Source organism: Vitreimonas flagellata, from assembly GCF_004634425.1.
GTDB classification, from domain to species: domain Bacteria; phylum Pseudomonadota; class Alphaproteobacteria; order Caulobacterales; family Aquidulcibacteraceae; genus Vitreimonas; species Vitreimonas flagellata.
Window position 1 is genome coordinate 171617 of record NZ_SBJL01000005.1, and the last position, 25180, is coordinate 196796.

The following is a 25180-nucleotide window of genomic DNA, read 5'->3' on the forward strand; positions in this document are numbered from 1 at the left end:
CCGGCCGGAATGACTGTCAGCGTACTTGGACGCCGCCTGCCGGCGGTGGCGACTTATGTCGCCGGCTTAGGCGTCTCGCTTTTTCTGCTGCTGCTGACGATCGGCGTCGCGCTCTGGCAGAGCGAGCGCAGTGTTGAACTCAACCAGTCGGTACGCGAATCCCTAGAGACGCGCTCGCAGCTGCGTTTGCTGTTGCGCAATCTGCAGGACGCAGAGACGGGCCAGCGCGGCTATCTGCTGACTGGCGATGAATCTTATCTGGAGCCCTATCTGGCCTCCCGTGATGAGGCGCCGCGTTCTGTGGAATTGCTGGAAGTAGCTGCAGGCGACAATTCGGAGCGGGTGGCGGAGACGCAGCGGCTGCGTGAATTGGTGGCTGGCAAGCTCGATGAAGTGTCGCAAACCGTTTTGCTCTACCGCAACGGCCGTCGTAATGAGGCGATGCTGATCGTCGAGTCTGATCGCGGCAAACAATTGATGGATGAATTGCGCGGCATCATCGCCGCGGCCGAGGCGCGCGAGCAGACCGATATCGTCGAACGAATGGCGGCGGTGGATCGCTCGGCGCAGCAATTGCGATTCATCGTGTTGTTCGCCGGCATTCTCTTGGTGGCGATCGGCTTTCTGCTGGTCACGGCGGTGCGAAACGCCATGCGCGAATTGCGCACGTCGCGTGATGAGGCGCGTAGCGCGCACGAGCGTCTGCTGCAGGAAATGGGCGGGCGCGAGCAGGCGGAAGCCAAGGTCCGCCAGATGCAGAAGATGGACGCGATCGGTCAGCTCACCGGCGGCGTCGCGCACGATTTCAACAATATGCTCGCCGTTATCATCAGCGCGCTGCAATTGGCGCAGCGGCGCTTGGCGCGCGGAGAGACCGACATCGCAAGATTCACTGACGCCGCGATGGATGCGGCGCGCCGCGCAGCAACACTCACAAGCCGGCTGTTGGCGTTTGCGCGCCGGCAGCCGCTGCAGCCGACAGTGCTGGACGTCAACCGCGTCGTCGGCGGCATGTCGGAATTGCTGCGGCGGACTTTGGGCGAGCAGATTGAGTTTGAAACCGTGCTCGCGGGCGGGATATGGCGCGTCAACGCCGATCTCAGCGAGTTGGAGAACGCACTCGTCAATGTGTGCGTGAATGCGCGCGACGCCATGTCTGGCGGCGGCAAATTGACGATTGAAACAGCTAACGCGTTTCTCGACGAGGCCTATGCTGCGGCGAATATCGACGTCGCGCCCGGCCAATACGTGATGATCGCCGTGACGGATACGGGCTCGGGCATGCCGCCTGAGGTGAAGGCGAAGGTGTTTGAGCCGTTTTACACGACGAAGGAAGTCGGCAAGGGCACGGGGCTTGGATTGAGCCACGTGCATGGCTTCCTGAAACAATCGGGCGGGCACGTTGCGATTTATTCGGAGGTCGGACACGGCACGAGCGTGAAGCTCTATCTGCCGCGCACGCAATTGGCCGAAACCGACGCGCCATTGGCCACGCCGATCGAGGATTTGCCGCCCGGGGATGCGGGCGCGCTGATCCTGGTGGTGGAAGACGAAGAGCGCGTGCGGACGCTGAGCGTCGCTTCGCTGCGCGAGCTTGGCTACACCGTGCTGCACGCCGATAGCGGCGTGCAGGCGTTGCAAGTGCTGGAGAGGAATCCGGCGACGGCGCTGATGTTCACCGACATCGTGATGCCGGGCATGAGTGGGCGGAAGCTGGCAGATGAGGCTAAGAGCCGGTGGCCGACGTTGAAAGTGCTCTACACCACCGGCTATACGCAAAACGCCATCGTGCACAACGGTGTTGTCGACGCCGACGCGCGGCTCTTGCTCAAGCCCTATTCGTTGAACGATCTGGCCCGCAAGATCCGCGCGGTGCTGGATGAACCGAGCTGATTATTTCGGCGCGCTGACCGCAGGGGCCGGGTTCGTGTCGTCGTACGAGCCCTCGAGATAGCCTGAGCCATAGCGCGTCGCATAATAGCGGTTCGTGACTGTCGGATGGTCGACGTCATCCACCGCGACTTGCTCGGTTTCGGCTTCGCACTCAATTTCGGCGCGGCGTACGGCGAGGTAAGGCGTGTTCGTATCGCAAACGTCCTCCGCAGCGTTTTCGATGCGATCGATCAGACGCTCGGCGTCGTATTCGTTCTTGAGATTCAAATCGCCGTAGCGAACCACACGGCTCTCTTGCGCGAACGCGAGCGATGCTGTCGAGGCCAGCATCAGGCCGGAAATCAAAGCGATGTGTAAAGGGCGTGGCATGAAGAACTCTCCTTCAGCCCCGCCCTTCGCGGCGATAACCGCGAACGAGGCTGAAGTGTTCCGCTAGCTCGCTTCGGCGCCCTGAAATTGCAGGCGGCTCAAGCGCGCATAAAGCCCGCCCTTGGCCACGAGATCATCGTGCTGGCCCATTTCAGCAATGCGGCCGTTTTCGAGCGCGATGATGCGATCAGCGTCACGCACGGTGGAGAGGCGATGCGCAATCACGAGCACGGTGCGGCCCACAGAGAGGCGCTTCAGCGCCTCTTGCACCTTGGCCTCGCTCTCCGCATCGAGCGCGCTGGTGGCTTCATCGAGCAACAGGATCGGCGCGTCGCGCAAGAAGGCGCGTGCGAGCGCGATTCGCTGGCGTTCGCCGCCGGATAGCTTGCCGCCGCGCTCGCCCACGTTCGTATCGTAGCCTTGCGGCAGCGCCATGATGAAATCGTGCGCGGCGGCGGCGCGTGCTGCGTCTTCGATCTGGGCGCTCGTGGCGCCGGCGCGGCCGAGTGCGATATTGGCGCGGATCGTGTCGTTGAAGAGCGCGGCTTCCTGCGAAACCAGCGCGATCGAGGAACGCAGCGACGCAATGGAGACGTCGCGCACGTCCTGCCCATCGATCTGCACGCTGCCGGCGGTGACGTCGTAGAGACGCGGCAGCAGATTGAAGATGGTGGACTTGCCGGAGCCGGATGGGCCGACGAGAGCTACGGTTTCACCAGGCTCCACCGTGAAGGTGATGTCCGAAATCGCCGGTGCATCGCCGTACGAGAAAGTGACGTTTTCGAAGGAGAGTGCGCCGTGTGAGACTTTCATCGGCTTCGCGCCAGGCTTGTCGTTGATCGTCGTCGGCTCATCAATCAGGCCGAAGACGCGGGTGAGCGCCGCACCCGCTTCATTGAGCAAGGTCGTGAATTGGCCCATCGCGCGCGCGGCGGGGGTGGCTACGCCCACGGCGCCGATCATCCCCATGAGATCACCCACTGTCATTTGATCGGCCAGAATCCGCGCGCTGGCGATCCAGAGCACGCCGGCGAGCGCAATGGCGCCAATGATCTCAAGTAGCGGCACAGTCACGGCCCGGTTGCGTGCGAGCTTCACCGAGAGTTTGCGCCGCGCTTCAAAACCTTCGCGCGCCCGTTCGGTCTCGTGGCTTTCCAGCCCGTAGGTCTTCACGAAACGCGCGGCGCCGAAGGTCTCGAACAAAAGTGCCGAAAGTGCGCCGATCTGCTGCTGCGCGGCTTGGGTTTGCTTGCGGGCGATCTTGCCGATGCGCATCAGCGGTCCGCCCGCGAGCAGGAAGACGCCGAACACAACCAAAGTCAGCACCCAGTCGAACCACAGCATAGACGCGATAGCGCCGATCAAGGTGATGGTGTCGCGAATGCTGGCTTGCGCGCCGCGCACCAGGGCGTCGGCGATGACGTTGATGTCGTTAGTGAAGCGCGAGACGAGGCGGCCCGGCTCTTCGCGAGCGTAGCGTGCGAAATCGACCGACATGAGCTTCGCGAACATCGCGTTCTGCAGATCGCGCAGCACTTTGAGCGCCAGCACTTGCGTCAGCACAGCTTGCGCATACATCGCCCCGCCGCGCACGATGCCCGCGATCAGCACCGCGATCGGCGCCCAGATCAGCACGCGCGGGTCGTCTGCTGTGATGCCGTCCGTCGTGTATTTGAGGATCAGCGCGTACGCGACACCGGCCGCGGCCACGAGCGCCAGCGACGGTGCGAGTGCGGCCATAGTGCCCGTGTAGCGCGAGACATACTCGCGCCACAGACGGCCAAACAGGCCGCGAGCCTTGGTGCTCTGTTTAGAGTTCGTGCTCAGGGTCCGTTCCCGGATCGAGCAGGCGGTGTGCGTGGATGATAAAATAGCGCATCCGCGCGTTGTCGACCGTGCGTTGCGCCGCACCCTTCCAGGCGTCGTAGGCGGTGCGATAATTCGGATAGGCGCCGACGAAATCGACGGCGGTCAGATCAACGAATTCCGGGCGGGCGAGGTCTTTCAATTCGCCGCCGATAACGAGGTGCAGGAGCTGTGGTTGCTCGCTCATGGCGCTCCATCCTATCGCTTGCGCGGATCAGGGAAATCAGTGGTGCGCTCGATTAGCAAAGGGTGCAGCGCCGCGCCAGCCGCAGCGACGCCGGGCGCCCGCGGATCGGGCTGATTGAGCCTGATCGGTTTGCCCCAAAGATCGCTGACGCGCCCGCCTGCCGCTTCGATGAGTGCGGCGCCTGCTGAGATGTCCCACTCGTTCTTGAAGCCGAACAAAACCGTGGCGTCGCCTTGGCCTGCAGCGACCAGAGCCATGCGATAGGCGATCGATTGGCGTTCGATGATGTCCATCTTCGGCCAAGGCGATTGCCAGCGTTTGTCGGAGAAGCGGTTCTTCTGGCCGATCATGCGCGCGCCTTCGAGCGTGTCGCGGCTGCTGGCGAACATCTGCCGGCCGTTGAGCGTGGCGCGTGCGCCCGGCGCGCCCAAGAACATCTCGTCGGTGATCGGATTGTAAACTGCGCCTGCATAGGCGCGGTCGTTGTCGCTGATGCCGATGGAGATGGTCCATTGCGGCGCCTTGGCGATCATCGCGGCGGTGCCGTCGATCGGGTCGAGCATGAAGACGCGCTGCTTGCCGATGCGTTGGCTATGATCGTCCGGCGTTTCTTCCGAGAGCCAGCCATAATCAGGCCGCGCATTGCGCAGCTTCTCGGTGAGCAGATCATTCACCGCGAAATCGACATTGGTGACGGGGCCCGCTTCGCCCTTGGACTGGATCTCAAGCGGCTTCGCCAGCAATTGCCGGGCAAGGGCGCCTGCTTCGCGTGCCGCTGCTTCCAGGAGCTCGAGGTCAGACGCCGCCGATTGCAAGGTCGTCCACGATCAAGCTGGGGATGTGCAGGGAAGAGTGCTCGTAGACGTCGGAGCCGCAGCGCAGGCGGGCGTACATATCGAGCAGATTGCCGGCGACGGTGACTTCGCTCACCGAATGCACGATGGCGCCGTTCTCGAACCAATAGCCGGCCACGCCCACTGACCAATCGCCGGTGTTCATGTTGAGCGAGGGCGAGAACATCTCGGTGATGAAGAGGCCCTTGCCGGCGTCGCTCATCAAGCCTTTGAGATCGCGGTCGCCAGGTTTCACGAAGAGGTTCGATGTGCCGATGCCGGGCGGGCCACCGTGGCCGGACGTGGCGTGGCCGTTGGGCTCGAGATTGAGTTGGCGCGCGGCGGACGAATTGAGCAGCCACGTTGTCTGCACGCCATCGGCGACGAGATCGACCGGCTTCACCGCGCCGCCTTCGCCGTCGAAGTGCCGGCTGGAGAGGCCGCGCTTCACGAATGGGTCTTCGTGAATGCGGAAGCCTTCGGCGAACACACGCTGGCCGAGCTTGTCTTTCACGAACGAGACGCCGCGCGTCACCGACGTGCCGGAAATGCCGGAGAGGAACGGCCCGATGATACGGCCGGCCAAGCGGTTCTCGAAAATCACCGGCGCTTTGGTGCTGGCGACCTTCTTGGCGCCGAGGCGTGCGGCGGCGCGCTCGCCGGCGAGGCGGCCGATGATTTCCGGCGCTTCGAGGTCAGCGAAGAAGCGTTTGGTGCGATATTCGTAATCGCGCTCCATGTCGTCGCCACGTTCGGCGACGGGCGAGGTGCCGAGGCTGTAGGAGGTCGCGCTTTCCGCGCCCTCAAAGCCGTCCGAGGTCGCGTACACGAAAGTCGATGTGTCATAGGACGCGCCCGCACCGCTCGAATTGGCGATGCCGGGGATTTTGAGCGAGGCATCCTCGCAGATGCGCGCTAGCTCAAGCAATTGCTCGGGCGAGGGGCGCGCGCAATCCGATTGCTCAAGGTCCGGGTACGGACCTTTGGCGCGATAGGCGCCGTCGAGCAGACCGCAATATTTGTCTTCCGGCGCGGCCTTGGCCATCGCGACGGTGCGCTCCGCCAGCGCCTGCAGACCCTTGGCCGAAAGGTCAGTTGTCGAGGCGGAGGCCTGGCGCTTGCCGATGAAGGCGCGCAGCGCGACCGACCGGCCTTCCTCACGCTCCATGCCTTCCAACTGGCCCATGCGGACCTCTGCGGAAATGCTCTCGCGGGCAGCCAGGGAGGCCTCGGAAGCGTCGGCCCCGGCCTGGCGGGAATAGTCGATGAGGGCCGCCAGGGCGGCCTGTGAATCAGCGTCGAAAGCCATGCCCCCAACATGGGCGCTTAGCCCAAGGGCGGCAATCGCGCGGTGGCGGTAAGGGGTTCTTTAGAGCTGCTGGGCGAGCCCGGCGGCGATGAGACCGCCGCCGATGAGCAGATAGCTGACCCAGGTCAGGATCATCCCGAACATCCGGCCGAAGTTCAGCGTGCCGGCGTGAAGGCCAGCCCCATGTAAAATTCTGCCGACCGTCAAAGAAATTCCAGCGGCGTGCAGCAGCCAAAGTGGGCTTGCCGGCTCCATCAGGGCCAAAACAACGATGCCGACGAGGCCCGCCGGGATGTATTCGGCGGCGTTGGCGTGGGCGCGGACGGCGCGGTTGAAATCGGCGTTTCCACCGTCGCCCAACGTGATCTTGTGCTTGCGTCGACCAGCGACCACTAGCACTGCCAAGACCAGCAGGATCAGAATATTCACACCCGCATAAAGCGCAGCGATCTCCAGACGTAGCATCGGCGTCCTCCCTCTGATCTTGCTCTAGCCTTTGTTGGCTTTTGCACAAACCCGCATTTCAACCTTTTGTTTTGCTTTCAGAAACCGCGTGTTCACCGCCTTTCGGCATAGTCACGACATACAGAATGCCTCGAAGGCAACGGGATGGGTGGTTTAGACGACGCCGACTTTATGAGCGTCGCTTGGGCGATGTTCGCGGCAATTGCCAGCTTGAGCTTGGCGGTTGTCGCGATAGCCTTTGCGCGTCGTTCTGAGGACGCGGAACACGGCGAATATTGCGCCGCGTATAACGCAATGGCGCACATCACTGGCGGCTAAGGGGGCCGGGTAACGAAAAAGCAAACGACCGGGCGCGCTGCACTGGTTAAGGTCGCTTCACGGATTCCGGTGGAGGCGATCATGAAGTTCCGCGCGTTGATTTTGGCATTGGCTTTGGCGGCGTGCGGACAAGGCGCGCAAACGCCCGCGCCGCAAGCGCCCGCCGCGAATGAAGCGCCCGATCCGTTCACGCTAAACATCGAGATCGGCCGCTATGGCGTGATGCTGAGCCACGTGCATGCGCTGACTGGCGATCGCCCAGGCTCGGCCGAGCCGGAAGTCACCGACCCGCGCGAATTGGCGCGTTCGCTGCGCGAGACGGCGTGGGAATACAATATCGAACGCTCGCGCCTCTGCGCGCGCGGGCTGTTCACGGAAGTCGCGTGCGGGCCGGCGTTTGAGCCGGTTTGGATTTCTGAACCAGCGACGGCGGAGCCCACACTCGAAGAATTGCAAGCGCGCAGCAACGCGCTCGGCGAAGAAGTGATGCGCTTCTGGAACGCCGTCTGCGAGGACGCTCGCAGCCGCGAGCCGGATGAGCAGGCGAAGATGTATGTGTGTGCGATCGAGTAATCTTCATCCCTCCCCGCACGCGGGGAGGGGCAGGGGTGGGGATAGCTCAGTTTTTTCCGGATAAGGCGGCGCCATCCCCACCTCCAACTCCTCCCCGCACGCGGGAAGGAGAGCTATTTTAGTTTCCAAACCGCCGCGCGCTTGACCTCGGCATCCTCAAGCGCGCGCGTGACGGGAATATCGTAAGCTGCGATCTGTTCGAGTTTGTCGCGCGGCAGATAGGTGCGGCCGGGATCGCCGATCAGCACGCTTTTGCCGGCATTCTGTTGCGCGATCAGCCAGTCAAGCACGCGCGGCGCCAGATCGCGATCGTAGAAGAGATCGCCGACGAGAATGACCTGCGCGTCCGTCGGCTGGCCGACGGGATCGGCATCGCTCGTTTGCACTACAACATCATTGAGTGCTGCGTTCAGAACCGCCGCGTGCGAGGCGAACGCATCAATGTCGATTGCGAGCGCTGATGTGGCGCCAGCCTTCATCGCTGCGATCGCGACAAGCCCGGAGCCGGAGGCAACATCGAGCACGTTTTGACCACGCACGGTTTTGGGATGATCCAACACATAGCGCGCCAAAGCTTGCCCACCCGCCCAAGCAAACGCCCAAAACGGCGGCGGCAGGCCGAGTTCGCCGAGTTGTTCTTCCGTGAGTTGCCAGAGGCTCACGGCGTCATCGGCGAGATGAAGCTGCAGCTCCGGCACATGGCTCGGCGCAAGCACGCGCGTGTTCTCGCGGATGAAGGCAGGGATGTCGGAGATCATGAGGTGAGGCAGTGGGCAGAGGTATTGGGCAGTGGGGTTTATACGCGAGCCGCCCTACTGCCTACTCCCCATTGCCCACTGCTTAAGCGGCGGCGAGAGCCGCCGCTCTCGGTGTCGTCGCTTCGCGCAGCACGCTGAAATAGCCCGGCGCGATTTTCATGCGGGACCAATAGCCTTTGTTCATCAGCACATCGTGCAGCGCCGGCAGGCGATAGCAGGGCGCGTGCATGAAGACATGGTGCTCGGCGTGATAATGCACCCAGAACGGCGCGATCAGCAGGCGTTCGATCGGGTTGGCGAGCGTGGTGCGCGCGTGCGTGAACGGATCGGCTTGCGCGCCGACGCAGGCGTGTTCGCCGATATTGCGCAGGCGCGTGACCAGCGGCAGCCATGTCGCCATTGGCACGATCCAGAGCGCGGGATAGGCCCACCAATAGCCGGCGAGCGTGAGGGCCGCGAAGAGCGCTGCGTTGATCGCGAGGAAGCGGCCAACGCTCGCATTGACGACTTCGCCGGGTTTGCGGCCGCCGAAGATTTGCGCGACGCGCTGCTTGAAGAAGGTTTGCCCGGTGAGATCGCGCACGATCTTGCGCCAGAGCGAGCCGCGCGAAATTGGGAAGGGCGCGGAGAGCGCGAGATCGGGATCGTCTTCCGTTTCGGTGAAACGATGGTGCTTGATGTGATAGGCGCGATAGGAATCGAGCCGCGCGCCGACGGGTGCGGCGCAGAGCCATTCGCCCACCCAATCATTGATCTTCGCATTCGGGTGCAGCGCGCCGTGCGCGGCATCGTGCATCAGAATGGCGAGGCCGAGCTGGCGCGCGCCGATCAGCATGACGGCCAAAATGTAGGTCAGCGGATTCGGCCACACGACGAACATGGCGCCGGCAGCGACGATCAAGCCCCATGCACAGGCCACGAGCGCCAAGCCGCGCCATGAGGATTTCGCGGAGACGCGCGCCCATTCCTCGGGCGTGAACACGTCTTTCGGGTCGATGCGCGCGACAGCTGGCATGGCCCTCGTTTAGCGCAATTGGTTTCCGATTTCACTTCACAACATGTGCGCGCAGCGCATTTTGCAGTGCGAAAAACAGCACTTTACGCGGCGTTCACGTGGGCGGCGGTTCCCCAAACGCGAAGACGCGCTTCAAGCCGGCCTCGCCCACCTTCGTGAATTCGAGCACGCGGCTGCCGCGCTTTTGCGTGGCCCAATCGCGGTAGAAGATTTGATCGAGGATGGCCGCGCCCAATGCCCCGGCGATGTGGTGGCGCCGTACGCTCCAATCGAGACAGGCGCGGCAGAGCGGGCGCGCGCCGCGCTCGATGTCGGCGATGTCGACGCCGAAGGTTTGCACTTTGATGCGGCCGAGCTTGGTGAGCGTGTAGGTGTTCTCGGGGCCGGGCAGCATCCATTTGTTTTTGATGAAGGCGTCAAACAGCGCCACGCCAAGTTCGCCAGCGAGGTGGTCATAGCAAATGCGCGCATGGCGCAGCGCCGGCTCCTTCGGGCCCGGACGTGCGCGCAAAGCTTTCGCGCGCGCTGCGACGCCCATCAGCGTTTCGAGCAGACCGGCGACGTCGGCATTGGCCAGGCGATAATAACGGTGGCGGCCCTGCGCTTCGACGTCGACTAAGCCAGCGTCGACCAATTTGCCGAGATGCGAGCTTGCGGTTTGCTTGGTCACGTTGGCTTCGAGCGCGAGTTCGGTGGCTGTGAGCGCCGCGCCATTGAGCAGCGCGGTCAACATATTCGCCCGCGCCGGATCGCCGACCATAGCGGCGATCGCCGCGATGTTGGGGCCTTCCTTCATGGTTCGATGCTAGTCGAACCATGACGCCGCCGCAATCCGCTAGGATTTGGGGCTGGAGGTCCAAAATGCTGACATGCTGTATTCGTTACGAAATCGATCCGTTTAAGCGCGCGGAATTTGAGCGTTACGCTAGAGTATGGGGCGAGGCGATCCCGCGCTGCGGGGCCGATCTGATCGGCTACTACGCCCCGCACGAGGGCTCAGCCACGCGGGCGTATGGTTTGTACAACATCGCCAGTTTGGCGGCGTACGAGGAGTATCGCGCACGCCTAGCTCAAGATCCTGCGGGGCGGGAGAATTATGAATTCGCCAAGCGCGAGCGCTTCATTTTGCGTGAAGATCGCACCTTCCTGAAGTTGTGCTCCAGATGATCGCCGTGATCTTCGAGGTCGAGCCCGCCGATCGCGATGCGTATTTCCGCATCGCTGGCGAATTGCGCCCGCTGCTGGATGAGATCGATGGCTTCATCTCGATCGAGCGGTTTCAAAGTCTGAGCAGCAAGGGCCGCATCCTTTCGCTCTCCTTCTGGCGCGACGAAGAAGCGGTCACGCAATGGCGCCAACTGCAAGCGCATCGCAGCGCGCAAGTTGCGGGCCGAGGCGGTGTGGTTCATGATTATCGCCTGTGTGTAGCACATGTCGTGCGCGACTACGGAATGCATGAACGCGATGAAGCGCCCGCGGATTCTCAGGCAGCTCATACATAGCCTCCGTCATTCCGGGACGGCCGGAGGCCGAACCCGGAACCCACGGCAAACACTCTGCAGATTGCCCTGGGTTCCGGATCGCGCTCCGCGCGTCCGGAATGACGGAGCAGGATAAGTTAGAGCTTCGATTGTTCGGGCGTTTGCGTATCCGCCACGCGCCACAAGTGCCATGCGGCGGCACTCCGCCACGGCGCCCAGCGTTCGCCGTAGGCGCCGAGTGTTTTGGGCGTGAATTTGCGCTTGTAGAGTTTCTCTGCGCCTTTGCGAACGCCGAGATCGTCAATTGGCAAAACGTCAGGCCGGCCGAGCGTGAAGATCAGATACATCTCCACCGTCCAACGGCCGACCCCGCGCGCGGCGGTGAGGCGCTCGATGATCTCTTCGTTGTCGAGGCGCGCGAGTGCGCGCGATTGCGGGATGATTCCGTCGAGGCGCTTTTGCGCGATGTCCTTTAATGCGGCGCTCTTCTGGCGCGAGAGGCCGGCGCTGCGGAGCAATTCGTCCGGCGCGTTGAGCAAATCTTCCGGTTCGGGATGATCCTTATCCGGGAAGAGCGCCAGGACGCGATTGTGGATCGTGGTGGCGGCTTTGCCGGAGAGTTGTTGAAACACGACCGCGCGCACCAAAGCGCGATAGGGGTCTTTTCTCTTCTCGAACTTGGTCGGGAAAGGTTCGTGCGTGGGGATGACCTTGGCGAAGCGCTTGCACACTTGGGCGAGGTGCTTCTCCGCGTCGTTCATCTTACATTCCCAAAACCGGCCGCAATGTACGCCAGATGGGCTCAAGCGAGAAGGCGAGCAAGATGGCCGTACCGATTAACGCGTTGCGCTTGAAGGCGGTGAGCGCCGTTTCCGGACTCTTGTCACTCACGCTTTGCAGCATAGGCCAGATCAGCAACGCGCCAATGGCGCTGAGCGATACGGCGACGATCAGGCCCGCGCCGGCGACAGCGGCGGCGGACGCCCACAGTGCGATGGCCGCGACGTAAAACACACCCGTCCAGGTGCGCCATTTGTCGGCGAAGAGCCGGGCGGTGGAGCGCACGCCGACGAGCGCGTCGTCTTCGCGGTCCTGCAGCGCGTAGATCGTGTCGTAGCCGATGGTCCAACAGATGCAGCCGGCATAGAGGATGAGCGCTTCCAACGGCACGCCGCTTTCGTTGCTGACAGCGCCGCCCCCAACAAGCGCACCCCACGAAAACACGATGCCCAGCCACGCCTGCGGCCACCACGTAATGCGCTTCATCAGCGGATAGAGCGCGACCAGCGGAATAGCGATCAGCGACACAATCTGCGCCAGCGGCGGCAGCGAGAGCAGCACGCCCAAGCCCACCAAGCATTGCGCCAGCAACCACGCCCACGCGGCTTTCAGCGATACAGCGCCAGAGGGCAACGGCCGCAGGCGCGTGCGCTCGACTTGCGCATCGATGTCGCGATCGAGAATGTCGTTATAGGTGCAGCCCGCGCCGCGCATGGCGATGGCGCCGAGCAGGAACGCGAACGCGAAGCGAAGGTCGTCGGTGTAGAAGCCGTAGCCCGTGCGTGTGACGGCAAGCCCCATCAGGCAGGGCAGCAACAGCAATTGCCAGCCTATCGGCCGATCCAGCCGCGAGAGTTGCGCAAACGGCCTCCACGCGCGCGGCAAGCCGTCGGTCCAATGTTGCTTCAACGCATCGGCGGGTTTCAAATTGCTCACATTGGCGTCATGCAAGGCTGTTTTGCTTTACGCAAGGCGGCGTACTCGCTATGTGAGCTGCCTTCGCTTTGAGGAGCGCTTTATGAACACCCGCCTTCGTTAAATCGCGGCGCCGCGCACGGTCGCCGATGAGCTTCGCGGCAGCTTTGGCTGCTCCGGCTCGAAATCCCGGAACCCGGTTGCGGGTTTTGCGGAAACCGTAGCGCAAAGTCGTGCGGGTGTTTCGCGCCTTCGGGCGTTTGCTTCCAGCGCTTTGATCCCATCTTTGAAGTTCGCGACGCCGCTTTCGCGCGGCCGCGATTCCTATTCGGTAATCCCATGAGCGATTCATACGATTTTGACGACGAGAACGAGGGCGGCCAGCGCAAAGCGAAATTCGCGCAAGTGGCCGCTTTCATGTGGAAACATTGGTCGAGCCAGCCCGGAAAGCTGGCGATGGTCGGGCTGTTGTTCGGCCTCGCGATCGTGGCTGACCTGTCGATGCCGTTTGCATCGAAGCATTTGGTCGACGCGCTGACGGCTGGGCCAACGGCGGAGGGCCAACAGGCGGCTGCGTGGGGCTATGGCGTGCTCGCGCTGTTGGCGCTCGCCTTCTACATGGCGCGCAACACAGGCGTGCGCTTCCACATTCCGTTCGCCTCCAAGAACATGGAGCGCATTGTCACGGACGGCTTCCGCGACGTGCAGCGTTTCTCCGCCGATTGGCACGCCGACAATTTCGCCGGCGCCACGGTGCGGCGCGTGTCCCGCGCGATGAACGCCTACGACGTGATCTCCGACACGTTGGTTTGGTTCATGATCCCGGCAATTGCTGTGCTGATCGGCGTTACCGTGCTGACGTTCGTGCAATGGCCGGTGATCGGCGCGTTCACGGGCGGCACGATCTTATTGTTCTTGGCGGTCGCGTATCTCTCGAGCCGCTTCTACGTGGCCGAGCCGCTGAAGCGTTACATCAAGGCCGACACCGCAATTGGCGCGGCCTTGGCTGACGCGGTTTCGTCCAATGCCACGGTGAAGGCGTTTGGCGCCGAAGCGCGCGAACAAGCGCGGTTTGATGGCGTGGTGCGGGCTTGGACCAAGGAGGCGAATGAAACCTGGTCGCGGTTCACCAATGCGTGGGTGCTTCAGAACATTCTGCTTTGGATATTGCAGGTCGGTTTGTTGGGCCTCGTGCTGATCGAATGGAGCAATGGCCGCGCGACGGCCGGCGACGCCGTGTTCGCGATCACGTCGTTCTTGCTGGTGTCCGGCTATTTGCGGACGCTCGGCGAGAACGTGCAAAATCTGCAGAAGGGCATCGCCGACATCGAGGACGTGGTCGCGTACGCGATGGAGCAGGCGGAAGTCGTGGATCGTGCGGGCGCGCAAGCGTTCGCGCCGAAGAACGGCCACATCGCGTTCGAACAAGTGTCGTTCGGCTACAAGAAGGCCGCAGCTGCGCTCTACAGTGATTTCTCGCTGGAGATTGCGGCGGGCGAGACGGTGGCTTTGGTGGGGCCGACAGGTTCGGGCAAGTCGACGTTCGTGAAGCTGGTACAGCGCCTGTACGATGTTGATGCGGGCGCGATCCGTATCGACGGGCAGGACGTGCGCGACGTGACGCAGGCGAGCTTGCGCCAGAGCATCGCGTTGGTGCCGCAAGACCCGGCGCTGTTTCACCGCTCGTTGCGTGAGAACATCGCTTACGCGCGGCCGGATGCGTCGCTGGAAGAAATCATCGACGCGGCCAAACGGGCGCGGGCGCATGATTTCATCGAGAAGCTGCCGCAAGCCTACGACACGGAAGTGGGCGAGCGCGGCGTGAAGCTGTCGGGCGGCGAACGTCAGCGCGTCGCGTTGGCGCGGGCCTTCCTCGCGAACACGCCGATCCTGATCCTCGACGAAGCGACGTCATCGCTCGACGTGGCGACGGAGCGCGAGGTGCAGGCGGCGATGGCGGAGTTGAAACAAGGGCGCACCACGATCGTGATTGCGCACCGCTTGAGCACCATCCGCGAAGCCGATCGCATCCTGGTGTTCGAGCAAGGTCGTATCGTCGAGCAAGGCAAGCACGCCGAGCTGATCGCCGGGCATGGGCTCTACGCCAAGCTCAACGCGATGAGCCGGGGCGATATGTTGGCGGATGAGGCGGCTTAGGCCGCCTTGCCCTGCTTTCCCGATCAATAGCTCGGGCCGACGGCGTCAAACTGGAAGAACGCCATCAGCGCGGTGAGCGCGAGCATGATCCAGCTCTAATAGCGTGTCGGAATGAAGAAGAGGCTGCCGGCGCTCGGGCGCACTGCGACGCGCTCGCCGGTGCGTTCATCGATGAACGTCCGGCTCTCGCGTCGCACGCGCCAACGCGTCAGCAAGATCATGCCAACAGCAGCTAACACGCCGCCGACGATAATGCCTGCCGAATTGGCGGGGCCAGACGGCATGGCGAATTGCGTCATGAGCGCGTCGCCCGCCGCAAATGCGATCACCAAGCCAATGAAGGCGATGATGACGACGCCAATACCCCAACCTGACCAGATAAGCATGATGGGTCCCCACTCTGAGAGGGAAGCTCCCCATAGCTGGCTGCAGTGTGAAGCGCCGGCTAGTACGCGCACGCCTCGAACACGCGGCGGACGTCGCCGCCCCATTCGGTTTTGTAGCGTTCGATCAGGCGCTCGGCTGGCGTGACGCCGGTGGAGGCGATGTCATCCAGCTCGGTCAAGAAATGCGTTTCGTCTTGGCCGCTGGAATCGGTGATGCCGCGCGATTTCAAACCTTGGCGCGCGATGGCGAGCGTGGCTTGAGCGATATCGCGGGCGCTGTTGCCGCGGATGGGCGCGCGTAGGCCCAGGAACGGCACGGTGCGGCGGAGGCTCTCGCGATCTTCCGCCGTCCAACTCTTCACCAGCGACCACGCCGCTTCGAGTGCTGCGTCGTCATAGAGAAGCCCCGCCCAGAACGCGGGCAGCGCGCAGAGGCGCGACCAGGGACCTGAATCCGCGCCGCGCATCTCAAGATACGTTTTCAAACGCACTTCGGGGAAAATCGTGGTGAGGTGGTCTTCCCAATCCTGCGCGGTGGGGCGCTCGCCGGGAAGGACGGGCATCTTGCCGTCCATGAAGGCGCGGAAGCTCTGGCCCGCGCAATCAATGTACTTGCCGTTGCGATAGACGAAATACATCGGCACATCGAGCGCGTACTGGGCGTAGCGCTCAAAGCCCATGCCGTCTTCGAACACGAAGGGCAGCATGCCGGTGCGATCGGGATCGGTGTCGCTCCATATGTGGCCGCGATAGGAGAGGAAGCCGTTCAAGCGGCCTTCAGCGAAGGGCGAGGCGGCGAAGAGCGCGGTGGCGATTGGCTGCAAGGCGAGGCCGACGCGAAACTTTTTCACCATGTCGGCTTCGGAGCCGAAGTCCAAATTCACTTGCACGGTGGAGGAGCGGAACATCATCTGGCGCCCGAGGCGGCCGACCTTGGCCATATAGTCCCGCATGATCTTGTAGCGGCCCTTCGGCATGATCGGCGTTTCTTCGAGCGACCAGATCGGCGAGAAGCCCATGCCCAAGAACGCAATGCCAAGCTTGCCGGCGACGTCGCGCAATTGCGCGAGGTGCGAACCGGTTTCCGAACACGTCTGGTGCAGATGTTCGAGCGGCGCTCCGGAGAGTTCGAACTGACCGCCCGGCTCAAGCGTGATCGAGGCCATGCCCTGCTTCAGCGCGATCGTGTTCTCGCCTTCCTTGATGCGCTGCCAGCCATAAGTGTCAGCCAAGCCGTTCAGCAACGCGCCAATGCCGCGCTCGCCTTCGTAGGGGACGGGCTCAAGCGTATCTTTGTAGAAGGCGAACTTCTCGTGTTCGGTGCCGATGCGCCAAGTCGAGCGATCCGGCTTCGGACCCTTCTCGAAATGCGCGACGAGATCGCGGAAGCCCGTCAGCGGCGGGGCTTGTTCTTTGGTGTCGGCCAAGCGCTTCCTCCGGCAGGCTCTGTGGCGGGCATGTGGAGGCTTTGTGGCCGTTCCGCAAGCGCCTACCCCTACCGCCAATCACCCCAGGCTGATTGCACAACGCTTAACGCAGCGATGGCGGCGGTTTCGGCGCGCAATATTCGCGGGCCAAGCGACACGGCAATGACATGAGTCAAAGAGCGCAACATGCGGCGCTCCTCAGGTGTGAAGCCGCCCTCGGGGCCGATGAGCAGGGCGAGGCGTTCGGCCTTAACCTTTTGCAGCGCGTCGAGGATGGGTGCGGCGCGGCCGGTGTCGCCGCCCCAGGGCGCGCTCGCATCGTCACCGGCTTCGTCGGCATAGATCAAAGGGCGTGACGCATCCCAGCCGTCGAGTGCGCGGGCGAGTGAAAGTGGTTCGCAAATTTCCGGCGCATCGAAGCGTTCGGTCTGCTCGGCGGATTCGCGGGCGATGCTTTGCAGACGATCGACGCGCACGGTTTCGGCGATGGTGCGTTGCGTGATGACGGGGCGGATGCGGCGCACGCCTAGCTCGGTGGCTTTCTCCACTATGAGATCGGTAGCGTGGCGTTTGACCGGCGCAAAGAGAAGATCCAGATCGGGCGCCTCGCGCGGCTCGCGTATCAACGCTTCAACGCGCACGCGCATGCCGCGCTTCGTCTTGGCGCTGACGCTCGCGCGCCATTCGCCGTGGCGCGCATTGAACACACGCAAGCCGTCGCCAGCATCAAGCCGCAGCACCGTGCCCACATGGCGCGCCTGCGCTTCGTCCAGCGCGATCTCGGCGCCGGGCTCAAGCTTCTGATCTATCAAGAGACGCGGATTGGCCATGCGCCTTGCTGCCTTGCCGCTGAGGGCTTGGCAACGGCGCCTGATCGTTGCGCGGCCTGCGTGGCCACTGCATGGTGCGCTCATGGTTCAGGCGCTCAAGCATTCGCTGCTGACGCCGCGTATGCGGCTGGAGCCGGTGACGCCGGCGCTCGCGGAAGCGGCGCGCGCAGGGCAGGCGGCGTTCGCGGACGTGCTGGGCGCGGATGCGCCGTCCGATTGGTGCGCTGCGAGTTTGGGTTTGGTGGCGCGTTCGATCTCCCACGCTTGGGGCCCAGCGCCGGCGCCGACGCGCGTTGTTGCAGTGCACCGTGATAATTTCTGTGTCGTCGGCGACGTGCGTTTTGAGCCCTCGCTTCGCGCCGCGCGCGAATTCGAGATCGGCTACGGCGTCGCGCGCAGTCAGCGCCGGCAAGGCTATGCGGTTGAAGCCGCCGGCGCTGTGATCGACTGGCTTTTCGACGATGCGGGCGTCGAAACCATCATTGCCGGCTGCGATTCAGGCAATCTCGCCTCAGTGCGCACCCTGCGCCGGCTGGGCTTCTGGCTGGATTCCACCCCCGGTCAGACCTTCTGGTGGACCATGACCCCCGAACTCCGTTCAGCGACGCACGCTTGACGCAAGGCGCGCGGCGCGGCTTGTCTGTCCGCCAAGTAAGGGAGGGCGCCCGGGCAGGGCAGCCCAGGGGATTGTAAATGACAGACCAAACCGCCGGCGCTGGCGCCGACGAAAAGACGTTCATGGGCCACCCGCGTGGCCTTGTGACCCTGTTCTTCACCGAGATGTGGGAGCGCTTCTCCTTCTACGGCATGCGCGCGCTGCTGGTGATCTATCTCACTCAGCACTTCCTCTTTTCCGACGACAAAGCGCAGGGCCTCTACGGCGCGTACGCTGCGCTTGTGTATCTGATCCCCGTTATCGGCGGCGTGATCGCCGACCGTTTTTTGGGCTCTCGCAAAGCCGTCACCATCGGCGCCGTCTTCCTTGTGCTCGGGCACTTTGGCATGGCCTTCGAGGGCCGCGGCTCTGTGCAAGAGATCACCTTTGCGGGTGAGACCTTCGACATTATCTCCGAAGGCCGTGGCGAAGAGCGCGAACTCTTCCTCGTTGCACCTGGCGAGGTTCGTTACCCTGTCACCTTCTCGGCCGAGGGCATGGCAATCGAAGGCGCGGCGGACGCCTTTCCCGCGATGGTGCCGACCGCCGATTACGCGCTCAGCACGCGCCCCGACTTTATGAACCTGGGTGGGCTCTCGATCCCATACGAGCAGATCCTGTACCTCTCGCTCGCCTTCATCATCATTGGCGTCGGCTTCTTGAAGGCCAACATCTCGACCACGGTCGGCGCGCTCTATGCGCCCGGCGATCCGCGCCGCGACGGCGGCTTCACCATCTTTTACATGGGCATCAATCTCGGCGCCTTCCTGGCGACCTTGGCGTGCGGCTATCTCGGCCAAACCTATGGCTGGGCCTACGGTTTCGGCCTCGCCGGCATCGGCATGACCTTCGGCCTGATCCAATATTTGATGGGCCAGAAATGGCTGAAAGGTAGGGCTGAACCGCCGAAGCCGATCTCGGCCACCTTCGAAGGCCTCTTCTGGATTCTCGGCCTCGTCGCCGTGATCCCGGCTTGGCTGCTCGTGCAGCAAACTGAGCTGATGGAAACGGCGTTGCCGATCCTGGTGCCAGGCCTGTTCGCCGCCGTAATCGCGTTTGCGCTCATCGGTTTCAAAGGCTTGGAACGCACGCAGATGCTCGCGGCGCTGATCATGATTATCTTCAGCGTCATCTTCTGGATGCTGTTTGAGCAGGCGGGCTCTTCGCTTTCGCTGTTCGCGGAACGCAACACCGACCTCACGGTCGTGCCAGGCGTGACGATGACGGCGGCGCAGACACAAAGCTTCAATGCCGGCTATATCGTGCTCTTGGCCCTGCCGTTCAGCGCGATGTGGATTTGGCTGGCGAAGCGGAAGATGGAGCCGTCCACGCCGGTGAAGTTCGCGCTTGGCCTGATCCAAGTCGGCCTCGGCTTCTTCATCCTCGTTGCCGGTGCGCAATTCGCTGGCGACGACTTCAAGGTGCCGTTGATCTTCCTGGCGCTGCTCTATCTGCTGCACACAACGGGCGAGCTGTTCCTATCGCCGGTTGGTCTGTCGATGATCACCAAACTCTCGCCGGCGCGCGTTGTCGGCTTGATGATGGGCGTGTGGTTCTTGTCGTCCTCGCTCGCGCACATTCTCGCGGCGATCATCGCGCAACAAACATCGTCGGACACAGTCGCGGGCCAAGTCGTTGACCTTGGCGCGCAGCTCAACACCTACGTAACGACCTTCCAACAGGTCGGCATGTGGGGCATCGCAGCGGGCGTCATCCTGCTCGCGATCTCGCCCTTCCTGAAAAAATGGATGGGCGACGTTCGTTAATCAAAAATGCAATAAAAACAAATACTCGCTGGTCCGAGAGGGCCGGCGAGTGTGTTTTTGGACAAAGTGCGGACGAGGCGCCGTCAAGGCGTTGCGCCAAGATTTTTTTCCGGCTTGTGTGTGGGCGGACGGGGGCCGCTGGCCGCCGACTGGCCGTTAACCAAAAAGACACGATCGCCGCAAAGCGGAGCGAGTCCAGCCGGGTTTGGTCTCTATGAAAGTGAGTCTCGGTCGCGCTCTCTAGCGACCAGATGGAGGTGATCATGGCCCGGCCGCGCACGACCCGCTCCAAGAGGAAGCCCGTTGAGGCTCCGGGGCAGGGATTGCGCCCAGAAGTCATGGACTTACTGCTCGGCTATAGCTCGGAGGACAAAAGAGAGCCGATCGGCTTTGGCGCGCCGCGCGTCGCTGATACCGCCCTCGAAAGCCAATCGCCGATCCTCTATGGCGAGGACCGGCATCTGCTTACCATCGCGCCGACCGGCGCCGGCAAGGGCCGCGGCGTCATTATCCCGAACCTGCTGCGCTTTGAGGGCTCGGTCATCGTCATCGACCCGAAGGGCGAGACTTGGCACTGCACCCATCGCCGCCGGAAGGAGATGGGCCAGGAGGTGCGCCTGCTCGATCCGTTCGGGGCCGTTTCCAAAAAAACCGACAGCCTGAACCCGTTCGACCTGTTCGACCGCCCTGGCGCGCTACTGGACGCGGATTCTGAAATGCTGGCCTCGCTGCTGGCCGGCGATGTCGGCTTCCACAAGGAGCCCTTCTGGGACAATTGGGGCCGCTCGCTGATGTCGGGCGTGATCGCCGCCGTCGCCGAGACCTCGACCAAGAGCGAGCGTCATTTCGGCAAGGTCCGCGAAATCCTGATGAGCGACGATGCGGTCTATAACCTCGCTGCCTTGATCGAGAGCCACGACAATCTCAATCGCTTGTCGAAGCAGAACATCAGCTCGTTCCTACCGATCACGGAGCAGACGCGCTCGGGCATTCTGTCGACGGCGCAATCGTATCTGAAGGTCGTGAATTCGGATTCGGCGCTGCGTTCGTTGTCGCGCTCGACGATATCGCTCGATGCGGTGCGCAAGGGCGATCCGATGACGATCTACATCGTCATCCCGCCGGATAAGCTCGAAAGCCACGGCGCACTGCTGCGGCTTTGGGTCGGCGCGTTGATGCTGACGGTGATGGGCCGCAAGCGTCGGCCGAAGCGCTCGACGCTTTTCCTGCTGGATGAGTGCGCGCAGCTCGGCGAATTCGGGCCGCTGCGTCAGTCGATGACGCTGCTGCGCGGCTATGGCTTGCAAGTGTGGCCATTCTTCCAGGATCTGAGCCAGCTGCAGCGGCTCTATCCGAAAGATTGGCGCACCATCTTCAACAATGCCGGCGTGTTCCAGCTGTTCGGCGTCGCCAATCATTTGATGGCCAAGGAAAGCGCGGAGCTGATCGGCGACATCAACGCCGATACGTTGCGTGCGATGACGAAGGATCGTCAGATCATCGCCGTCTCGAACGAAAAAGCGATGAGTGCGCGTCTGCCGGATTATCTGATGGATGCGCCCTTTGCGGGCCAGTTCGACGCGAACCCGATGTTCGAGACCGATACGCCTAGTGCTGCGAAACGTCGGCCGCCCCGCGGTCGGTAACGAGTTGAACCGCCGGCTCACCGCCGGTTTCTTCTAGCCATGCCCGGCGCCGCCGCAGAAACGCGCGCGGCGACACCAGTGCAAAAGGCCGGCGGTTCATCCCCTAATTCTGAGCGGCGCGCTGGCGCGCCAGCTCCGCGCGGAATGCTTGCTCCAGCGCCGCATTGAATGCGGGCAGCGCATTCGCATCCACAAACGCATTGGCGTCGCCGGCGATCTGGCGTGCGCGACGTTCTTCCAAATCCATCATGCTCGGATGATTTGTAAGCAGCACGTCTGCTTCGATCGTGCGGAAACGCGCGAACGTGGATTCAAAGTCGGCAACGATGTTGGGATAGGCGGGCGGCGCCAGGCTTTGTCCGGCGACGGTGGCGCTGCAATGGAAGAGGGCGCGGTGCGTTGCGCCATCCGCGCCCGCGACATCCATCAGCCATGAGGTGCAGCCCGGCGTATGGCCGGGCGTGATCAGCGCTGTGAGCGTAACGCCGCCGAGCCTCAGCGTTTCATTGTCGGCGATCACGCGATCGACGCGGATGGGCGGGAAGGCGAGGTCTTCCGACGGGCCATAAGGAAAGCGGCCCGCCTCAAGGGCGCCGCGATCCGCCTCGGAAGCAACCATTTGCGCGCCGCTTGCTAATTGCAGCCGCGCGAGGCCAGCCGCGTGATCGACATGCGCATGACTGTTCAGCAGATAGCGGACATCGCGCATGTGAAAGCCAAGTCGCTCGACATTGGCGATGATCTGCGGCGCCGTTTGTGCGAAGGCGCCGTCGAGCAGAATATGCCCGTCCGGCGTTGTGATCAGATACGCGCTGATGCCCTCGGCGCCGACATAATAGATGTTGCCGATCACGTTGAACGGTTCGATCGGATTGTTCCACGCACCCCAATCATCGCTCAGCGCTTCGCCTTCAGCCGCGGCGACCTGTGCTTCGCTGGCGAGGGGAGCGGCGCGCGGAGTCTCAGCTACAGGCGCGGGCGCGGCGCATGCACCGAGAAGAACGAGAGCGAATGCGGCGTTGCGAATTGTCATGAGCGCGGTGTAGCGAGCGCGCGCACGCCTCGCAACACTGCGTCTCGCAAGCTTAGAACGTGCCGCTCAATTCCAGGATCAGCCACGGCGCTTCGGCGAACTGGCGCTCGCGCAGATCAACGCGATTGAGCGGGCCGTTGCGGTCGGGGTTGATGTTGTCGCCAAAGAAGCGGCGCTCGCGATTGATCGTGCCGTCGGTGATATTGGCCGCCCACAGGCGCAGCTTCATGTCGTTTGGCAGCGCCGTCGTTTCCACAAACACATCGACCCAAGGGCCTTCTTCGTTCGTATCGACCTCGTTGAAGCGATAATATTGGTGCTCGCCTTGCTTGAAGATGCTGACGCCCCAAGCGAAACGCAGATCTGGCAGGTCCTGACGGAATTGGATGTCGATCCGCGATTCCGGTGTTTCGGAAATGATGCGCGAGCGGCCAGTGACGGGGTCGGTGACTTCGCTATCTGTCAAATGGCCGTCGATCGTGATGCGACCGCCGGGGATGAAGCTGATCGGCGTGGAGAAATTCACGTTGAGCCGCGTGAGTTCACCGTCGCCAATGTTGCCGGGCGCATCGAAGCGGAAGAAATCGTCGTTCGGATCGAGCGGATCTTCATCCGGATTCGGCGCCACGATCGGAACGAGGTCCGCGACATCGCTGATCTGCTGATGCTGCAGCGTCACGCTGAGGGCTGCCGCGCCAAAGCGAATGTCGCCGCCGAGTTCCGCAATCCAGGAGGTTTGCGGCACGAGATCGGGATTGCCGCCATTGATGAGGCCATCCGCAACGGCCGCAGCAGAGGTGAAGTCGCCGAAATCGAGCTGACCCACGTCGCGATAGATGCGGAAGCGCGCTTGGTTGTTTTGCCCGAAGCGGCGCGACACTTGCACCGAGGGCTTCCAATAGGAAAGCTCAACCGTGTCATTGGTGTCACCTGTGAAGGTGAGGGTGGAGGTTTCCCATGCAAGGCGTGACTCCACCGTCCACGCGTCGGCGGGTCGCCACGTGTGCGTGCCGAACAATTCCGCGCGCTCTTCCTCAATCAGCACGTTGGCGTTCGGCAAATTGATCGACGCGCCATTCTCGGCATACACGAGCGTTTGATCGAGCGAGTTGAACGCGCCCTCAGCGCCAAATTCGATGCGGTGCTGCGGCGACAGCGAACGCGAGATCGAAGCGCGCAAAATGCTCTCGCCAGATTCCTGATCAAGCTCTTGCATGTAGGAGCCGACAACGCTGCCCGTATATACGCCGGTGTCGTCGCTCGAATAGTTTTCGCGATTGACCAAGCCGATCAGCGCCAACGACCAAGGTCCGAAATCGCGGTCGTAGTTCACGCCAACTTCAACGCCGGGTTCGCGTTCCTCAAACACTTGCACGAGTTCGAAAGTGGGATCGTCGGCCGCGTCGTAGAATGGGAAGCCGTTTTCGGTCTCGAAGCTGAAGCCGCTCAATTCTGCGTTGGCGCTAAAGCGACCGCCGCCCAAGGGGAAGGCGATGTTGCCGTTTATGCCGCCTTCTTGAAAAACACGATCGGGCGAGGGCGTGTCGGCGCGGCCCGTGTAAACACCATTGCCGTCATAGAAATGCCGCCAGCCGGGCAGGTCGCGATATTGCGAACGATAATTGACGCCCGCGCCCCATTCGATTTGCCCGCTGCGGCCGCTGTACGAGAATTCGCCGCGCGGCGCCGGCTCGCCGTACGAGGTGTATTCGAAGCCCGCTTCCCACACGCCGCTGCCGGCGGTCGGCGTGCGCACAATGTTGAGCAGCACGGACGCGCCCGAAGCGTCGCCCGCGACTTCGCCGCCGCGCAGTAATTCGACGCGCACGACTTGGCCCGCAGGAATGCGCGACAGGATGTTCTCAAGCGATTGGCTCTTCGAACTCGGACGCAAGCCATCGATCAGAAGATTGCCGACAGCGCCTGAGAAGCCGCGGCGATCATCGCCGCCATCGAGCGAGAAGCCTGGCGTCTGGCGCACCATATCGAGCGCGGTCTGCGGATTGAATTGTGCGAAGAAGGGCGCGTCGTAGTGCACGCGATCGCTGCTGCTCGCCGGCGTCACCGCGCACGCGGGCGTAGGTGCGCAATCTGCTGTCGCAGCTGCATCGGTGCTCACCGGTGTTTGCGCGTAGGCGGCTCCCGTGAGCGCAAGCGCCGACACCATCATACGTCCGAGCATTCTATCTCCCCCTATCGACGCCGCCTCCCTGCGGCGTGGGCGCGTGCTTCTTGCGCCGCTTTGTTGCCGGATGATTTCAGCAATGTGTCTGGACGCGTTGCTGGGGGCGTTTTCAGGGCGTTTCGTCGTGCCTTGCGACGAAGGGGCGGATGCGTGCGACGGCTGGAAAAGGAAAACGCCGCCGAGGCGGAGCCCCGACGGCGTTCTGTTTCCTGTGCAGGAAAGAAGAAGCTTACTTCTTCTTGCCGGCCGGCTTCTTCGCAGCGGTCTTTTTGCCCGCAGCCTTAGTCGCCGTTTTCTTCTTCGCAGCCATATGTACCTCCCCAGACAGTGGGA

The 25180-nt window shown here is 62.8% G+C and carries 25 protein-coding genes; 9 read left to right on the forward strand and 16 right to left on the reverse strand.

The genetic code is table 11. The features are described from left to right. Positions 1-9 precede the first annotated feature (9 nt). Complete coding sequence (locus tag EPJ54_RS18820) at positions 10-1893, forward strand: CHASE3 domain-containing protein (RefSeq protein ID WP_239591028.1); 1884 nt, start codon at positions 10-12, stop codon at positions 1891-1893. On the opposite strand, the gene EPJ54_RS18825 is transcribed toward EPJ54_RS18820, so the two are convergent. From EPJ54_RS18825 to EPJ54_RS18850, 6 genes are all read right to left on the reverse strand, one after another. Further along, the gene (locus EPJ54_RS18825; protein WP_135213315.1) at positions 1894-2262 is read right to left on the reverse strand and encodes a UrcA family protein; all 369 of its coding nucleotides are present in this window, start codon (positions 2260-2262) and stop codon (positions 1894-1896) included. Positions 2263-2325: 63 nt separating this feature from the next. Next, entirely contained in the window at positions 2326-4002 is a 1677-nt protein-coding gene (locus EPJ54_RS18830; RefSeq protein ID WP_135213316.1) for an ABC transporter ATP-binding protein, read from the reverse strand. A gap of 70 nt (positions 4003-4072) precedes the next feature. Further along, positions 4073-4315, reverse strand: a complete 243-nt coding sequence (locus EPJ54_RS18835) for a DUF4170 domain-containing protein (protein WP_135213317.1) — start codon at positions 4313-4315, stop codon at positions 4073-4075. Positions 4316-4326: 11 nt separating this feature from the next. Continuing rightward, complete coding sequence (locus tag EPJ54_RS18840) at positions 4327-5130, reverse strand: 3'(2'),5'-bisphosphate nucleotidase CysQ (protein ID WP_135213318.1); 804 nt, start codon at positions 5128-5130, stop codon at positions 4327-4329. Further along, complete coding sequence (locus tag EPJ54_RS18845; RefSeq protein WP_135213319.1) at positions 5111-6457, reverse strand: TldD/PmbA family protein; 1347 nt, start codon at positions 6455-6457, stop codon at positions 5111-5113. Before EPJ54_RS18845 ends, EPJ54_RS18840 begins: the two co-directional genes overlap by 20 nt. Before the next feature lie 60 nt (positions 6458-6517). Continuing rightward, positions 6518-6922, reverse strand: coding sequence for an MAPEG family protein (locus EPJ54_RS18850; RefSeq protein WP_135213320.1), 405 nt, complete (start codon positions 6920-6922; stop codon positions 6518-6520). Positions 6923-7066: 144 nt separating this feature from the next. Between EPJ54_RS18850 and EPJ54_RS19970 the strand changes: the two genes are divergently transcribed. Beyond that, on the forward strand, positions 7067-7240 hold the full coding sequence (locus tag EPJ54_RS19970; RefSeq protein WP_167755845.1) for a hypothetical protein: 174 nt from the start codon (positions 7067-7069) through the stop codon (positions 7238-7240). Between the two features lie 81 nt (positions 7241-7321). After that, on the forward strand, positions 7322-7813 hold the full coding sequence (locus EPJ54_RS18855) for a hypothetical protein (RefSeq protein ID WP_135213321.1): 492 nt from the start codon (positions 7322-7324) through the stop codon (positions 7811-7813). 113 nt (positions 7814-7926) lie between these two features. On the opposite strand, the gene EPJ54_RS18860 is transcribed toward EPJ54_RS18855, so the two are convergent. The 3 genes from EPJ54_RS18860 to EPJ54_RS18870 form a co-directional block, all read right to left on the reverse strand. Beyond that, positions 7927-8571, reverse strand: a complete 645-nt coding sequence (locus EPJ54_RS18860; protein ID WP_135213322.1) for a class I SAM-dependent methyltransferase — start codon at positions 8569-8571, stop codon at positions 7927-7929. Between the two features lie 82 nt (positions 8572-8653). Next, positions 8654-9586, reverse strand: coding sequence for a fatty acid desaturase family protein (locus EPJ54_RS18865; RefSeq protein ID WP_135213323.1), 933 nt, complete (start codon positions 9584-9586; stop codon positions 8654-8656). Between the two features lie 94 nt (positions 9587-9680). Next, positions 9681-10382, reverse strand: a complete 702-nt coding sequence (locus EPJ54_RS18870; protein ID WP_135213324.1) for an ArsR/SmtB family transcription factor — start codon at positions 10380-10382, stop codon at positions 9681-9683. 65 nt (positions 10383-10447) lie between these two features. On the opposite strand from EPJ54_RS18870, the gene EPJ54_RS18875 reads away from it, so the two are divergent. After that, complete coding sequence (locus tag EPJ54_RS18875) at positions 10448-10753, forward strand: NIPSNAP family protein (protein ID WP_135213325.1); 306 nt, start codon at positions 10448-10450, stop codon at positions 10751-10753. Continuing rightward, entirely contained in the window at positions 10750-11088 is a 339-nt protein-coding gene (locus tag EPJ54_RS18880) for an antibiotic biosynthesis monooxygenase family protein (protein WP_135213326.1), read from the forward strand. The genes EPJ54_RS18875 and EPJ54_RS18880 overlap by 4 nt, the downstream gene beginning before the upstream one ends. Positions 11089-11204: 116 nt before the next feature. On the opposite strand, the gene EPJ54_RS18885 is transcribed toward EPJ54_RS18880, so the two are convergent. Next, complete coding sequence (locus EPJ54_RS18885) at positions 11205-11828, reverse strand: DNA-3-methyladenine glycosylase family protein (protein ID WP_135213327.1); 624 nt, start codon at positions 11826-11828, stop codon at positions 11205-11207. Between the two features lies 1 nt (position 11829). Beyond that, positions 11830-12783 carry a 4-hydroxybenzoate octaprenyltransferase gene (gene ubiA, locus EPJ54_RS18890; protein ID WP_239591030.1) on the reverse strand — a complete coding sequence of 318 codons (954 nt, stop codon included), beginning with the start codon at positions 12781-12783 and terminating at the stop codon, positions 11830-11832. A 318-nt stretch (positions 12784-13101) separates the two neighbouring features. On the opposite strand from ubiA, the gene EPJ54_RS18895 reads away from it, so the two are divergent. Continuing rightward, a complete protein-coding gene (locus tag EPJ54_RS18895) occupies positions 13102-14919 on the forward strand; it encodes an ABC transporter ATP-binding protein (protein WP_135213329.1) in 1818 nt (605 codons plus the stop codon). Between the two features lie 95 nt (positions 14920-15014). Here EPJ54_RS18895 and EPJ54_RS18900 read toward each other — a convergent pair whose 3' ends face one another. From EPJ54_RS18900 to EPJ54_RS18910, 3 genes are all read right to left on the reverse strand, one after another. Continuing rightward, positions 15015-15305 carry a hypothetical protein gene (locus EPJ54_RS18900; protein ID WP_135213330.1) on the reverse strand — a complete coding sequence of 97 codons (291 nt, stop codon included), beginning with the start codon at positions 15303-15305 and terminating at the stop codon, positions 15015-15017. A gap of 59 nt (positions 15306-15364) precedes the next feature. Beyond that, positions 15365-16732, reverse strand: coding sequence for a glutamate--cysteine ligase (locus tag EPJ54_RS18905; protein ID WP_135213331.1), 1368 nt, complete (start codon positions 16730-16732; stop codon positions 15365-15367). Between the two features lie 68 nt (positions 16733-16800). Then, positions 16801-17562, reverse strand: a complete 762-nt coding sequence (locus tag EPJ54_RS18910) for a 16S rRNA (uracil(1498)-N(3))-methyltransferase (protein ID WP_135213332.1) — start codon at positions 17560-17562, stop codon at positions 16801-16803. A gap of 82 nt (positions 17563-17644) precedes the next feature. Between EPJ54_RS18910 and EPJ54_RS18915 the strand changes: the two genes are divergently transcribed. The 3 genes from EPJ54_RS18915 to EPJ54_RS18925 all read left to right on the forward strand — a co-directional run bounded on the left by EPJ54_RS18915 (position 17645) and on the right by EPJ54_RS18925 (position 21629). Further along, positions 17645-18178, forward strand: a complete 534-nt coding sequence (locus tag EPJ54_RS18915; RefSeq protein ID WP_135213333.1) for a GNAT family N-acetyltransferase — start codon at positions 17645-17647, stop codon at positions 18176-18178. Between the two features lie 77 nt (positions 18179-18255). After that, entirely contained in the window at positions 18256-19983 is a 1728-nt protein-coding gene (locus EPJ54_RS18920; protein WP_239591031.1) for a peptide MFS transporter, read from the forward strand. A gap of 338 nt (positions 19984-20321) precedes the next feature. Continuing rightward, positions 20322-21629 carry a type IV secretory system conjugative DNA transfer family protein gene (locus EPJ54_RS18925; protein ID WP_167755846.1) on the forward strand — a complete coding sequence of 436 codons (1308 nt, stop codon included), beginning with the start codon at positions 20322-20324 and terminating at the stop codon, positions 21627-21629. A 103-nt stretch (positions 21630-21732) separates the two neighbouring features. Here the strand turns inward: EPJ54_RS18925 and bla are convergent, their stop codons facing one another. Further along, entirely contained in the window at positions 21733-22662 is a 930-nt protein-coding gene (gene bla, locus EPJ54_RS18930) for a subclass B3 metallo-beta-lactamase (RefSeq protein ID WP_135213335.1), read from the reverse strand. Positions 22663-22714: 52 nt separating this feature from the next. Further along, entirely contained in the window at positions 22715-24844 is a 2130-nt protein-coding gene (locus EPJ54_RS18935) for a TonB-dependent receptor domain-containing protein (protein WP_135213336.1), read from the reverse strand. Positions 24845-25180 lie beyond the last annotated feature (336 nt).

Coding starts and splice junctions, on each gene's coding strand:
- EPJ54_RS18820 (WP_239591028.1), top strand. CDS start 10: ATGACTGTCAGCGTACTTGGACGCCGCCTGCCGGCGGTGGCGACTTAT.
- EPJ54_RS18825 (WP_135213315.1), bottom strand. CDS start 2,262: ATGCCACGCCCTTTACACATCGCTTTGATTTCCGGCCTGATGCTGGCC.
- EPJ54_RS18830 (WP_135213316.1), bottom strand. CDS start 4,002: ATGGCCGCACTCGCACCGTCGCTGGCGCTCGTGGCCGCGGCCGGTGTC.
- EPJ54_RS18835 (WP_135213317.1), bottom strand. CDS start 4,315: ATGAGCGAGCAACCACAGCTCCTGCACCTCGTTATCGGCGGCGAATTG.
- EPJ54_RS18845 (WP_135213319.1), bottom strand. CDS start 6,457: ATGGCTTTCGACGCTGATTCACAGGCCGCCCTGGCGGCCCTCATCGAC.
- EPJ54_RS18850 (WP_135213320.1), bottom strand. CDS start 6,922: ATGCTACGTCTGGAGATCGCTGCGCTTTATGCGGGTGTGAATATTCTG.
- EPJ54_RS19970 (WP_167755845.1), top strand. CDS start 7,067: ATGGGTGGTTTAGACGACGCCGACTTTATGAGCGTCGCTTGGGCGATG.
- EPJ54_RS18855 (WP_135213321.1), top strand. CDS start 7,322: ATGAAGTTCCGCGCGTTGATTTTGGCATTGGCTTTGGCGGCGTGCGGA.
- EPJ54_RS18860 (WP_135213322.1), bottom strand. CDS start 8,571: ATGATCTCCGACATCCCTGCCTTCATCCGCGAGAACACGCGCGTGCTT.
- EPJ54_RS18865 (WP_135213323.1), bottom strand. CDS start 9,586: ATGCCAGCTGTCGCGCGCATCGACCCGAAAGACGTGTTCACGCCCGAG.
- EPJ54_RS18870 (WP_135213324.1), bottom strand. CDS start 10,382: ATGAAGGAAGGCCCCAACATCGCGGCGATCGCCGCTATGGTCGGCGAT.
- EPJ54_RS18875 (WP_135213325.1), top strand. CDS start 10,448: ATGCTGACATGCTGTATTCGTTACGAAATCGATCCGTTTAAGCGCGCG.
- EPJ54_RS18880 (WP_135213326.1), top strand. CDS start 10,750: ATGATCGCCGTGATCTTCGAGGTCGAGCCCGCCGATCGCGATGCGTAT.
- EPJ54_RS18885 (WP_135213327.1), bottom strand. CDS start 11,828: ATGAACGACGCGGAGAAGCACCTCGCCCAAGTGTGCAAGCGCTTCGCC.
- EPJ54_RS18895 (WP_135213329.1), top strand. CDS start 13,102: ATGAGCGATTCATACGATTTTGACGACGAGAACGAGGGCGGCCAGCGC.
- EPJ54_RS18900 (WP_135213330.1), bottom strand. CDS start 15,305: ATGCTTATCTGGTCAGGTTGGGGTATTGGCGTCGTCATCATCGCCTTC.
- EPJ54_RS18910 (WP_135213332.1), bottom strand. CDS start 17,562: ATGGCCAATCCGCGTCTCTTGATAGATCAGAAGCTTGAGCCCGGCGCC.
- EPJ54_RS18915 (WP_135213333.1), top strand. CDS start 17,645: ATGGTTCAGGCGCTCAAGCATTCGCTGCTGACGCCGCGTATGCGGCTG.
- EPJ54_RS18920 (WP_239591031.1), top strand. CDS start 18,256: ATGACAGACCAAACCGCCGGCGCTGGCGCCGACGAAAAGACGTTCATG.
- EPJ54_RS18925 (WP_167755846.1), top strand. CDS start 20,322: ATGGACTTACTGCTCGGCTATAGCTCGGAGGACAAAAGAGAGCCGATC.
- bla (WP_135213335.1), bottom strand. CDS start 22,662: ATGACAATTCGCAACGCCGCATTCGCTCTCGTTCTTCTCGGTGCATGC.
- EPJ54_RS18935 (WP_135213336.1), bottom strand. CDS start 24,844: ATGCTCGGACGTATGATGGTGTCGGCGCTTGCGCTCACGGGAGCCGCC.